Source organism: Staphylococcus argenteus (genome assembly GCF_000236925.1).
GTDB classification, from domain to species: domain Bacteria; phylum Bacillota; class Bacilli; order Staphylococcales; family Staphylococcaceae; genus Staphylococcus; species Staphylococcus argenteus.
This window is the reverse complement of sequence record NC_016941.1, coordinates 1,623,407-1,636,057: the sequence shown is the minus strand read 5'-3', so window position 1 is coordinate 1,636,057 and position 12,651 is coordinate 1,623,407. Positions and strand designations below refer to the sequence as shown.

General features: G+C 32.3%; 10 protein-coding genes. All 10 read left to right on the top strand.

Features of this window, described 5'->3' with window-relative positions; translation table 11 throughout:
- The 10 genes from tgt (at nucleotide 1) to hisS (ending at nucleotide 12,644) form a co-directional block, all read left to right on the top strand.
- Entirely contained in the window at nucleotides 1-1,140 is a 1,140-nt protein-coding gene (gene tgt, locus SAMSHR1132_RS07715; RefSeq protein ID WP_001112044.1) for a tRNA guanosine(34) transglycosylase Tgt, read from the top strand.
- 18 nt (nucleotides 1,141-1,158) lie between these two features.
- Nucleotides 1,159-1,419 carry a preprotein translocase subunit YajC gene (gene yajC / locus SAMSHR1132_RS07710; protein WP_001160681.1) on the top strand — a complete coding sequence of 87 codons (261 nt, stop codon included), beginning with the start codon at nucleotides 1,159-1,161 and terminating at the stop codon, nucleotides 1,417-1,419.
- Between the two features lie 275 nt (nucleotides 1,420-1,694).
- Entirely contained in the window at nucleotides 1,695-3,974 is a 2,280-nt protein-coding gene (gene secDF / locus SAMSHR1132_RS07705; RefSeq protein ID WP_000749805.1) for a protein translocase subunit SecDF, read from the top strand.
- 203 nt (nucleotides 3,975-4,177) lie between these two features.
- Nucleotides 4,178-6,451, top strand: a complete 2,274-nt coding sequence (gene recJ, locus SAMSHR1132_RS07700; protein WP_000595019.1) for a single-stranded-DNA-specific exonuclease RecJ — start codon at nucleotides 4,178-4,180, stop codon at nucleotides 6,449-6,451.
- 21 nt (nucleotides 6,452-6,472) lie between these two features.
- On the top strand, nucleotides 6,473-6,991 hold the full coding sequence (locus tag SAMSHR1132_RS07695; RefSeq protein WP_000364420.1) for an adenine phosphoribosyltransferase: 519 nt from the start codon (nucleotides 6,473-6,475) through the stop codon (nucleotides 6,989-6,991).
- Nucleotides 6,992-7,272: 281 nt separating this feature from the next.
- Entirely contained in the window at nucleotides 7,273-7,422 is a 150-nt protein-coding gene (locus SAMSHR1132_RS14110) for a hypothetical protein (protein ID WP_155270620.1), read from the top strand.
- Nucleotides 7,412-9,601: a RelA/SpoT family protein gene (locus SAMSHR1132_RS07690; protein ID WP_001058598.1), complete on the top strand. Its 2,190-nt coding sequence runs from the start codon at nucleotides 7,412-7,414 to the stop codon at nucleotides 9,599-9,601. The genes SAMSHR1132_RS14110 and SAMSHR1132_RS07690 overlap by 11 nt, the downstream gene beginning before the upstream one ends.
- Before the next feature lie 11 nt (nucleotides 9,602-9,612).
- The gene (gene dtd, locus SAMSHR1132_RS07685; protein ID WP_000869985.1) at nucleotides 9,613-10,065 is read left to right on the top strand and encodes a D-aminoacyl-tRNA deacylase; all 453 of its coding nucleotides are present in this window, start codon (nucleotides 9,613-9,615) and stop codon (nucleotides 10,063-10,065) included.
- On the top strand, nucleotides 10,062-10,937 hold the full coding sequence (locus SAMSHR1132_RS07680) for an N-acetylmuramoyl-L-alanine amidase (RefSeq protein ID WP_000717813.1): 876 nt from the start codon (nucleotides 10,062-10,064) through the stop codon (nucleotides 10,935-10,937). Before dtd ends, SAMSHR1132_RS07680 begins: the two co-directional genes overlap by 4 nt.
- Before the next feature lie 444 nt (nucleotides 10,938-11,381).
- Nucleotides 11,382-12,644 (top strand): histidine--tRNA ligase, encoded by a 1,263-nt coding sequence (gene hisS / locus SAMSHR1132_RS07675; protein WP_000590829.1) that lies wholly within the window; start codon nucleotides 11,382-11,384, stop codon nucleotides 12,642-12,644.
- Nucleotides 12,645-12,651: the final 7 nt, after the last annotated feature.

The window sequence follows — 12,651 nt, the reverse complement described above, 5'->3', positions numbered from 1 at the left end:
ATGCCTGCAGTAACATATGAACACATTAAAACTTGTAAACAATCTGGTGCTCGTTTAGGTATTGTACACACACCACACGGTTCATTTGAAACACCGATGTTTATGCCAGTAGGTACTAAAGCGACTGTTAAAACAATGAGTCCAGAGGAGTTAAGACAGATTGAGGCGAAAATCATTTTAGGGAATACGTATCATTTGTGGTTACAACCTGGAAATGATATTATCAAACACGCTGGGGGATTACATAAATTCATGAATTGGGATGGTCCAATTTTAACAGATTCAGGCGGTTTCCAAGTGTTTAGTTTGAGTAATTTACGTAAAATTACCGAGGAAGGTGTCGAATTTAGACATCATACTAATGGTTCTAAATTATTTTTGAGTCCTGAGAAATCAATGCAAATTCAAAATGATTTAGGTTCTGATATTATGATGGCATTTGATGAATGCCCGCCTATGCCTGCGGAATATGATTATGTAAAAAAATCAATTGAACGTACAACACGTTGGGCAAAAAGATGTCTAGATGCACACCAACGACCTGAAGATCAAGCACTATTCGGCATTATTCAAGGTGGCGAATATGAAGATTTAAGAGAGCAAAGTGCAAAGGATTTAGTAGAATTAGATTTTCCTGGTTATGCAATCGGAGGTTTGTCAGTCGGTGAGCCTAAGCCAGTTATGTATAAAATGGTTGAACATACAGAGCAATTTATGCCTAAAGATAAACCAAGATATCTAATGGGTGTAGGATCTCCAGATGCATTAATCGAATGTAGTATTCGCGGTATGGATATGTTTGATTGTGTTTTACCGACACGTATTGCCAGAAATGGTACTTGTATGACATCGCAAGGGCGATTGGTTATTAAAAATGCAAAATTTGCAGATGATTTAAGACCTTTGGATGAGAATTGTGATTGTTACACATGTCAAAACTACTCAAGAGCGTATATACGTCATTTAATCAAAGCAGAGGAAACTTTTGGTATTCGTCTTACTACTATTCATAATTTACATTTTCTGCTAAAATTAATGGAAGATATAAGACAAGCCATTCGAGAAGATCGTCTTTTAGATTTTAAAGATGAGTTCTTCGAGCAATATGGATTAAATGTTGAGAACCCAAAAAACTTTTAAGCAAGAGGAGCGTACAAAATGCAATTTTCATTACTTATATATATAGTCGTAATTTTTGCGGTTATGTATTTCTTAATGATCAGACCACAACAAAAACGTGCTAAGCAGCACCGTGAGTTGATTAATAACATTGAATCTGGTCAAAGAATTACTACAATTGGTGGTATTAAAGGTACTGTTAAAGCGGTAGATGAAACAACTGTTGTAATTACAGTAAACGGTCATGGTACTGAATTAACATTCGAAAAACCAGCAATTAAACAAGTTGACCCTTCATAACATGAAGAGGTAATAAAAAGGGATGAAACGATTTATGTTTCATCCCTTTTTATATTTAGCTGTAATGTATTGTACTGTTTTTGCATTCGAAAAAAAGAAAATGTGATTCATAATAATTGTTAAATTTAAATTAAATATAACCGTGTCTAATTTTACTAGCAGTTATAGTATGTTAATATGTATAAGGCTAATAAATTTTGTAAGAAAAATTTAACTTGCGTAATAAAATAGTATTAAAGTATTCTAAATACATACGTAAATAATGAGGTGTTCATGTGAAGAAAAGTAGTAGAATAATTGCATTCTTACTTTTAGTCGTATTGTTGTTTGCCGGAATGGCTGCAACTTATAAAAGTGTAGTAAAGAATGTCAATTTAGGACTTGATTTGCAAGGTGGATTTGAAGTGCTTTATCAAGTTGACCCGTTACATAAGGGCGATAAAATAGATAAAAAAGCTTTACAATCAACGGCGCAAACTTTAGAAAATCGTGTAAACGTATTAGGTGTTTCTGAACCTAAGATACAAGTTGAAGAACCAAATCGAATTAGGGTTCAACTTGCTGGTGTAACAGACCAGAACGAAGCACGTAAAATTTTATCTTCTCAAGCAAATTTAACAATTCGTGATGCCGAAGATAAAGTGAAATTAAATGGTTCTGATATTAAGCAAGGCTCTGCAAAGCAAGAGTTTAAACAAGAAACGAACCAGCCAACAGTTACTTTTAAAGTTAAAGATAAAAATAAATTCAAAAAGGTAACTGAAGAAATCTCTAAAAAACGTGACAACGTCATGGTAGTTTGGCTAGATTTCAAAAAAGGCGACAGCTATAAAAAAGAAGCTCAAAAGAAAAATCCTAAATTTATTTCTGCAGCAAGTGTTGATCAACCGATTAACTCAGATAGTGTAGAAATCTCTGGTGGATTTAAAGGGCAAGAAGGCGTTAAAAAGGCTAAACAAATTGCTGAATTGTTAAACGCAGGTTCATTACCAGTTGACTTAAAAGAAATTTACTCAAATTCAGTTGGTGCTCAATTTGGACAAGATGCATTAGATAAAACTGTATTTGCATCATTCATTGGTGTAGCTTTAATTTATCTATTCATGTTAGGTTTCTACAGATTACCTGGTTTAGTAGCAATTATTGCTTTAACAACATACATCTATCTAACATTAGTTGCATTTAATTTCATTTCAGGTGTACTTACACTGCCAGGCTTAGCAGCATTAGTATTAGGTGTAGGTATGGCCGTCGATGCTAATATTATTATGTATGAGCGTATTAAAGATGAACTTCGAATCGGACGCACGATTAAGCAAGCCTTTTCTAAAGCGAATAAGAGCTCATTCTTAACAATCTTTGACTCAAACTTAACAACTGTTATAGCCGCAGCAGTATTATTCTTCTTCGGTGAAAGTTCAGTTAAAGGTTTTGCTACTATGTTATTATTAGGTATCTTAATGATCTTTGTTACAGCAGTCTTCTTATCAAGATTCTTATTATCATTATTAGTTTCATCAAACGTCTTCAAAAATCAATATTGGTTGTTTGGAGTTAATAAGAATAAGAGACATAACATTAGTGAAGGCGTTGATGTTCACGACCTTAAAACATCATTTGAAAAATGGAACTTTGTTAAATTAGCAAAACCATTAATTGGTGTGAGTATTTTAATAGTTGTTGTTGGATTGGTTATTCTTTATATCTTCAAGTTGAATTTAGGTATTGATTTCTCAAGTGGTACACGTGTAGATTTCCAATCAAAACAAACTATTTCACAACAAAAAGTTGAACAGGTTGTAAAAGATAGCGGACTTAAGGCGGATCAAATTCAAATTAATGGTAAAGATAATAAAGTAGCAACAGTTCAATTTAAAGATGATTTAACACGTGCTCAAGATAATAAGTTGAGCGATAATATTAAATCAAAATTTGGTGACACGCCTCAAATTAATACTGTATCACCTATAATTGGACAAGAATTAGCTAAAAATGCCATGTTAGCGTTAATCTATGCATCTATTGGTATCATTATCTATGTGTCATTACGATTTGAATGGCGAATGGGTCTGTCATCAGTATTGGCATTATTACATGACGTATTCATAATCGTTGCTATCTTTAGTTTATTTAGAATTGAAGTAGATTTAACATTTATTGCAGCGGTTCTTACAATTGTTGGTTATTCAATTAACGATACAATTGTTACGTTTGACCGTGTACGTGAGAACCTTCAGAAAATAAAAGTTATTACTACACCTGAACAAATTGACGATATCGTTAATAGATCGATAAGACAGACAATGACTCGTTCAGTCAATACGGTGTTAACAGTAATTGTTGTTGTGGTTGCTATCTTATTCTTTGGAGCGCCTACAATATTTAACTTTACATTAGCATTATTTATCGGATTAATTTCTGGTGTGTTCTCATCAATCTTTATAGCAGTTCCTCTATGGGGAATGATGAAAAAACGTCAATTGAAAAAATCTCCAAAACACAAATTAGTTGTGTATAAAGATAAAAAATCAAATGACGAAAAGATATTAGTATAATTTTAATAATAAGAGCAGTGTTGTGAACCAGTATAGGTTCAGACACTGCTTTTTATTTTGTTTGAATTTAACAAAATAGATAAATCTAACTTATCACACCTACTTTTAAAAAAATGATATAATTAAACTCTTGATTATTTATATTAGTGCTTTTTATTTATAGCAATTTTAGATATAATGTCTTTTGGAAATGAGGCGTAGAAATGATAAAACCAAAGTATAAGTGGAAATTAACAAAACCAACTGAATACATAAATGAAGAAACAATATCTAAATTAAAATTGACGCCAATTGTGAAGAAAATATTAGAAAGTAAGGCAATTATTGATGAACATGATATTGAATCAATTATTGCGGACATAGATATAAATCATGATCCTTACCAATTAAGCGACATGAGTAAGGCCGTTGAAAGAATTAAAAATGCGGTATCTAATGATGAAAAAATCTTAGTATATGGTGACTATGACGCTGATGGTGTTACTTCAACGACTATTTTAGTTACGACATTACAGCTTTTAGGTGCACAAGTAGGTTGGCATATACCTAATCGTTTTACTGAAGGATATGGTCCAAACGAATTAGCATTTCGAAATGCACACGATGAAGGCATCTCTTTAATAATAACAGTTGATAATGGTATACAAGGTCATAATGAAATTAAAATGGTTCAAGAACTTGGTGTTGATGTAATTGTTACTGATCACCATGAAATTGGTAAAACATTACCAGAAGCATACGCAATTGTACATCCGATGCACCCATCATTTGAATATCCGTTTCAACAATTATGTGGTGCAGGTGTAGCTTATAAATTGTCTCAAGCATTAATAGGAAATGTACCTGACTATTTTAAAGCATTAGCAGCCATAGGTACTATTGCAGACTTGGTTTCGTTAACGGATGAAAATCGTTCACTTGTGAAACAAGGTTTGAAAATATTAAATAACAATTGTCCAATATCTATTAAAGCATTGCTTCAAGAAGCGGGATACAATGATCACATCGATGAAGAGACTATAGGCTTTATCATTGGACCTAGATTAAATGCTGTTGGGCGTTTAGATGATGCTTCATTAGCTTGTGAATTACTGATGACAGAAGACGAAGAAGAAGCTGTATTTTTAGCAGAACAGGTTGAACACTTTAATCGTGAAAGAAAAGATATTGTTGCATCTATTACTGAAGAAGCTATGGCAATGGCTGATGAACAAGTTAAAGCAGGGAATTTATTCCTTCTTCTAGCAAAAGAAAATTGGCATGAAGGTGTGTTAGGTATTGTCGCGTCGAAAATTGTTGAAACATATGCATTACCGACTCTTATTTTAAATATTGATAGAGAACAAAATCATGCTAAGGGTTCAGCGAGATCAATCGATCAAGTGTCTATGTTCGAAATATTATCAGCACATCAAGATTTAATTGCTAAGTTTGGTGGTCATCATATGGCTGCAGGTATGACGATGGATATCGAAAATGTTGATATGTTAGCTAAAGGTTTGAATGAATGGATGAATGCTTTAGCTGAAACAACATCACTAGATCCTGTAAAAACAGTAGACGTGTTATTAACAGAGAATGATATAACAATTAAAAATATACGCGATATGAATCGTTTGCGACCATTTGGAACGGATTTTTCTAGACCACTTTTTGAAATGGACGATTTATCAGTTTCATCGGTTAAAGCAATTGGTCAACAAAAAAATCACTTGAAAATGACATTAGGTGAAAGTAATATAGCTGCATTATTTTGGCAAAATGGACATTTAGAAACAGAATTGCAAGATGAACAACCAATCAATATTTTGGGTTCAGTTCAAATCAATGAATGGAATGGTAATCAAACACCACAATTGATTATTCAAGATATAGCGATGAATGAACAACAAATATTAGATTATCGAAGTAAAAGAAAAAGTTTACCTTTTACAGAAAATGATGAAAATATTGTCGTGCTTATTCATCCTAAAAGTGATAAAGTAAATGCGAATGAATATTATTATGGGGAAGAAATTAATCAGCAGTCGGATAAAGTTGTGTTAAGAGATTTGCCAACTTCTATGGATGACTTGTCAAGTACATTACGACAGCTACAATTTTCTCAACTCTATTTAGTTTTACAGCATAGTCATTCGATTTATTTCGAAGGTATACCTCACATGAATGTCTTTAAAAAATGTTATAAAGCTTTAATTACTAAACAAGAAACAAATATTCAACAAGATGGTATGTTATTGTGTCAGCATTTAAATGTTAAACCAGATGCACTTAAATTCATGCTCAAAGTTTTCTTAGATTTAAACTTTATAACACAAGAAGATGGTACGATTTACATTAATCAACAACCAGATAAAAGAGCAATCGATTCTAGTAAAGTATATCAATTAAGACAACAACGTATGGATGTAGAAAAGCAATTATTATATCAAGATTTTTCAGAATTAAAAAATTGGATAAAGTCACAATTGTCGTGAGCAATTTAGGAGGAAATATTAATGGATTTAAAGAAATACGTATCAGAGGTACAAGACTGGCCGAAACCAGGTGTAAGTTTTAAAGATATAACAACTATTATGGATAATGGTGAAGCATATGGCTATGCAACAGATAAAATTGTTGAGTATGCAAAAGATAGAAACGTAGATATCGTTGTTGGACCTGAAGCGCGTGGTTTCATTATAGGTTGTCCAGTGGCTTATTCAATGGGAATTGGTTTTGCACCAGTAAGAAAAGAAGGGAAATTGCCACGAGAAGTTATTCGTTATGAATATGATTTGGAGTATGGTACAAATGTTTTAACAATGCATAAAGATGCTATTAAACCAGGACAACGTGTTTTAATCACAGATGATTTATTAGCAACAGGTGGTACGATTGAAGCGGCAATCAAATTAGTTGAAAAATTAGGTGGTATCGTTGTTGGTATTGCATTTATTATCGAATTAAAATATCTTAACGGCATTGAAAAAATTAAAGATTACGATGTTATGAGTTTAATCTCATACGATGAGTAAATAATAGCATAATAAAATAAAATCCTACATTGAATGTTATAGAATGAATGAAATGATAAAATATTGTTCACGATTTCTTGACATTAGATGATAGGATTTTTTATATACTGAAAATGTTAGAAGATTGAGCATTATACCTTAATATCATCGTTTATTTATTTCATAAATTGTAGTATCATAGAACTAATATTTAAAAAATGAAACAGTTGATTTACGATGAATTTTTGTAAAAGTTTTAAAAGTAGGAATAGTATACAAATTAAACTCACTCAAGTAAAATTATGATTACGATTAATGACGACAGGATAATTATTTATCGTCGACGAATGTATGATTTATGTGGGGAAATGACTATTCAACGTAATCATCAAAATCATTGTTTAAGACGACGTAATAAAGATGAATGGGGTGTATCATATTATGAACAATGAATATCCATATAGTGCAGACGAAGTTCTTCACAAAGCAAAATCGTATTTGTCATCAGATGAGTATGAATATGTTTTGAAAAGTTATCATATTGCTTATGAAGCGCACAAAGGTCAGTTCCGGAAAAACGGCTTACCATACATTATGCATCCTATACAAGTTGCGGGCATTTTAACAGAAATGCGATTAGACGGTCCAACCATTGTTGCAGGATTTTTGCATGATGTAATTGAAGATACACCATATACTTTTGAAGATGTAAAAGAAATGTTTAACGAAGAAGTTGCACGAATCGTTGACGGTGTAACAAAACTTAAAAAAGTTAAATATAGATCTAAAGAAGAGCAACAAGCTGAAAATCATCGTAAACTATTTATTGCAATTGCTAAAGATGTACGAGTGATTTTGGTGAAATTAGCTGATAGATTACATAATATGCGTACATTAAAAGCGATGCCTCGAGAAAAGCAAATAAGGATTTCAAGAGAAACATTAGAAATATATGCACCATTAGCACACCGTTTAGGTATTAACACAATCAAATGGGAATTAGAAGATACGGCACTTCGATATATTGACAATGTACAATACTTTAGAATTGTTAATTTGATGAAGAAGAAACGAAGTGAACGTGAAGCATACATTGAAACTGCTATTGATCGAATTCGTACTGAAATGGATAGAATGAACATTGAAGGCGATATAAATGGTAGACCAAAACATATTTATAGTATCTATCGTAAAATGATGAAGCAGAAAAAACAATTTGATCAAATCTTTGATTTGTTGGCTATACGTGTCATTGTAAATTCAATCAATGATTGTTATGCGATACTGGGATTGGTCCATACATTATGGAAGCCGATGCCTGGTCGATTCAAAGATTATATTGCTATGCCAAAGCAAAATATGTATCAATCATTGCATACAACTGTTGTTGGACCAAATGGCGATCCACTTGAGATTCAAATTCGAACGTTCGATATGCATGAAATTGCAGAACATGGGGTTGCAGCACATTGGGCTTACAAAGAAGGTAAAAAAGTTAATGAAAAAGACCAAAACTATCAAAATAAATTAAATTGGTTAAAAGAATTAGCTGAAGCAGATCATACTTCATCTGATGCGCAAGAGTTTATGGAAACTTTAAAATATGATTTGCAAAGTGATAAAGTATACGCCTTTACGCCTGCAAGTGATGTCATAGAATTACCATATGGCGCAGTACCAATTGATTTTGCATATGCGATTCATAGTGAAGTAGGAAATAAAATGATAGGTGCCAAAGTGAATGGCAAAATTGTACCGATAGATTACATTTTACAAACTGGAGATATAGTTGAAATACGTACTAGTAAACATTCATATGGGCCAAGCCGTGACTGGCTGAAAATTGTTAAATCATCAAGTGCTAAAGGTAAAATTAAGAGTTTCTTTAAAAAGCAAGATCGTTCATCGAATATTGAAAAAGGTCGAATGATGGTTGAAGCTGAAATTAAAGAGCAAGGATTTAGAGTCGAAGATATTTTAACAGAAAAAAATATTCATGTTGTTAATGAAAAATACAATTTTGCAAATGAAGATGATTTATTTGCTGCAGTCGGATTTGGTGGCGTAACATCTTTGCAAATTGTTAATAAATTAACAGAAAGACAAAGAATTTTAGAAAAACAACGTGCATTAAATGAGGCACAAGAAGTCACAAAATCATTACCAATCAAAGACAATATTATTACGGATAGTGGTGTATATGTCGAAGGTTTAGAAAATGTACTTATTAAGTTGTCAAAATGTTGTAATCCTATACCAGGTGATGATATTGTAGGTTATATCACCAAAGGACATGGCATTAAAGTACACCGCACAGATTGTCCAAATATTAAGAATGAAACCGATCGTCTAATCGATGTTGAATGGGTAAAATCAAAAGATGCTACTCAAAAATATCAAGTTGATTTGGAAGTAACTGCATATGATCGCAATGGATTATTGAATGAAGTATTACAAGCGGTTAGTTCAACAGCAGGAAATTTAATTAAAGTTTCTGGACGATCAGATATTGATAAAAATGCAATTATAAACATAAGTGTCATGGTAAAAAATGTAAACGATGTTTATCGTGTGGTTGAAAAGATAAAACAACTTGGTGATGTTTATACTGTAACAAGAGTTTGGAACTAGAGGTGCAAAATATGAAAGTAGTTGTGCAAAGAGTAAAAGAGGCATCGGTGACAAATAATTCAATCAATAATCATATCGGCAAGGGATATTGCTTATTGGTTGGTATTGGTCAAGATTCGACAGAACAAGACGCAGATGTTATTGCTAAAAAAATTGCAAATGCTAGGTTATTTGAAGATGACAATGATAAATTGAATTTTAATATCCAACAAATGAACGGTGAAGTATTATCAGTTTCACAATTTACACTCTATGCAGATGTTAAAAAAGGTAACCGTCCAGGATTTTCCAATTCTAAAAATCCTGATGAGGCAGTAAAAATTTATGAATATTTTAACGATGCGTTAAGATCATATGGATTAACTGTGAAAACTGGTGAATTTGGAACGCACATGAATGTAAATATTAATAATGACGGTCCAGTAACGATTATTTATGAAAGTCAGGATGGCAAAATTCAATGAAAAAAATAGAGGCATGGTTATCTAAAAGGGGTCTTAAAAACAAACGTACTCTAATAGTAGTAATTGCCTTTATCTTATTTATCATCTTTTTATTTCTACTATTAAACAGTAATAGTGAAGATAGTGGTAATATAACAATCACTGAAAATGCTGAATTACGTACAGGTCCAAATGCTGCGTATCCAGTCATATACAAAGTTGAAAAAGGTGACCATTTTAAAAAGATAGGTAAAGTAGGCAAATGGATTGAAGTTGAAGATGCTTCCGGTAATGAAAAAGGTTGGATAGCTGGTTGGCATACGAATTTAGATATTGTTGCAGATAACACTAAAGAAAAGAATCCTTTGCAAGGCAAAACGATAGTGCTTGATCCTGGTCATGGAGGAAGTGACCAGGGTGCTTCAAGCAATACTAAATATAAAAGTTTAGAAAAAGACTATACACTAAAAACGGCGAAAGAGTTGCAGCGTACTTTAGAAAAAGAAGGCGCGACAGTTAAAATGACAAGAACTGACGATACATACGTTTCATTAGAAAATCGTGATATTAAAGGCGATGCCTATATAAGTATACATAATGATGCATTAGAATCATCAAATGCAAATGGAATGACAGTCTATTGGTATCATGAAAATCAAAGAGCTTTAGCAGACACATTAGATGCCACGATTCAAAAAAAGGGATTGCTTTCTAATCGTGGATCAAGACAAGAGAACTATCAAGTTTTAAGACAAACTAAAGTTCCTGCAGTGTTATTAGAATTAGGTTATATTAGTAATCCAACTGACGAAACAATGATTAAAGATCAATTACATAGACAGATATTAGAACAAGCTATTGTAGACGGTCTGAAATTTTATTTTTCAGCATAGGGCTTGCAAAAACATGTGAAACTAGTTATCATTGATATTGAATTTTATAACTAAAACCGTTAATATTCTTGAAATGTTAAATGAAATAGGTAGCAATCTATTGAAGATTGTGCAGGAATATAATCCCTAGACTGAAAGATTATACTGAGTAGTTTAATACATTGAACACAAGAAAAGGTGCTTTATGAAAGTAAAGCCGTTGAACGTACGTTAAACGTTTTGAGTGGGTTTAATAACTTTTTATGATTGTAGCGTTAAGTAGCAGTTGTAAGAGAAACTATTAAATCAATAAGGGTGGCAACACGGATATTCGTCCCTTGTACAGTTATAAACTGTGCAAGGGCTTTTTTAATTTTTAAAATAAAACGAATATAAAGTGTAAACCTTTATTGTTTAGAGTAAGAAAAGGTAATGAAAAAATAATTTGCCAAGGGAGATGTCAAAATGATTAAAATACCTAGAGGAACGCAGGATATTTTACCTGAAGAATCGAAAAAGTGGCGTTACATCGAAAATAAATTAGATGAATTAATGACATTTTACAATTATAAAGAAATAAGAACGCCAATCTTTGAAAGTACAGATCTTTTTGCTAGAGGAGTCGGCGATTCTACCGATGTTGTACAGAAGGAAATGTATACATTTAAAGATAAAGGTGACAGAAGTATTACATTAAGACCTGAGGGAACAGCTGCTGTTGTGCGTTCGTATATTGAACATAAAATGCAAGGAAATCCAAATCAACCAATAAAATTATATTATAATGGGCCAATGTTTAGATATGAGCGTAAACAAAAAGGTCGTTATCGCCAGTTTAGTCAATTTGGTGTAGAAGCAATTGGAGCTGAAAACCCAAGTGTAGATGCAGAAGTATTGGCAATGGTTATGCACATTTATCAATCATTTGGATTAAAACATTTAAAGCTAGTTATTAATAGTGTTGGGGACATGGAATCTCGTAAAGAATATAACGAAGCTTTAGTAAAACATTTTGAACCTGTGATTGATGAATTTTGTTCGGATTGTCAATCACGTTTACACACTAATCCAATGCGAATTTTAGACTGCAAAGTTGATCGTGATAAAGAAGCGGTTAAAACCGCACCTAGAATCACTGATTTCTTAAATAAAGAATCCAAAGCATATTATGAACAAGTAAAAACTTACTTAGATGATTTAGGTATTCCATATGTTGAGGATCCTAATTTAGTGCGCGGTTTGGACTATTACACACATACGGCTTTCGAGCTAATGATGGATAATCCGAATTATGATGGTGCAATCACAACACTATGTGGTGGTGGTCGTTATAATGGATTATTAGAATTACTAGATGGACCAAGTGAAACAGGTATTGGTTTTGCCTTAAGTATAGAACGTTTATTACTTGCACTAGAAGAAGAAGGTATTGACCTTGAAATTGAAGAAAATTTAGATTTATTCGTAGTAACAATGGGTGATCAAGCAGATCGCTATGCTGTTAAATTATTAAATCATTTGAGACATAATGGCATTAAAGCTGATAAAGATTACTTAAAACGAAAAATTAAAGGTCAAATGAAGCAAGCAGATAGATTGGGAGCTAAGCATACTATCGTCATTGGCGATCAAGAGTTAGAAAATAATAAAATCAATGTTAAAAATATGACAACTGGTGAATCTGAAACGATTGAATTAGACACATTAGTCGATTATTTTAAGAAGTAGAGAGGGC

Excerpts from the sequence above, each read along its gene's own strand:
- dtd (WP_000869985.1), top strand. The coding sequence starts at position 9,613 with ATGAAAGTAGTTGTGCAAAGAGTAAAAGAGGCATCGGTGACAAATAAT.
- SAMSHR1132_RS14110 (WP_155270620.1), top strand. The coding sequence starts at position 7,273 with ATGATTACGATTAATGACGACAGGATAATTATTTATCGTCGACGAATG.
- hisS (WP_000590829.1), top strand. The coding sequence starts at position 11,382 with ATGATTAAAATACCTAGAGGAACGCAGGATATTTTACCTGAAGAATCG.
- SAMSHR1132_RS07680 (WP_000717813.1), top strand. The coding sequence starts at position 10,062 with ATGAAAAAAATAGAGGCATGGTTATCTAAAAGGGGTCTTAAAAACAAA.
- yajC (WP_001160681.1), top strand. The coding sequence starts at position 1,159 with ATGCAATTTTCATTACTTATATATATAGTCGTAATTTTTGCGGTTATG.
- tgt (WP_001112044.1), top strand. The coding sequence starts at position 1 with ATGCCTGCAGTAACATATGAACACATTAAAACTTGTAAACAATCTGGT.
- recJ (WP_000595019.1), top strand. The coding sequence starts at position 4,178 with ATGATAAAACCAAAGTATAAGTGGAAATTAACAAAACCAACTGAATAC.
- SAMSHR1132_RS07695 (WP_000364420.1), top strand. The coding sequence starts at position 6,473 with ATGGATTTAAAGAAATACGTATCAGAGGTACAAGACTGGCCGAAACCA.
- SAMSHR1132_RS07690 (WP_001058598.1), top strand. The coding sequence starts at position 7,412 with ATGAACAATGAATATCCATATAGTGCAGACGAAGTTCTTCACAAAGCA.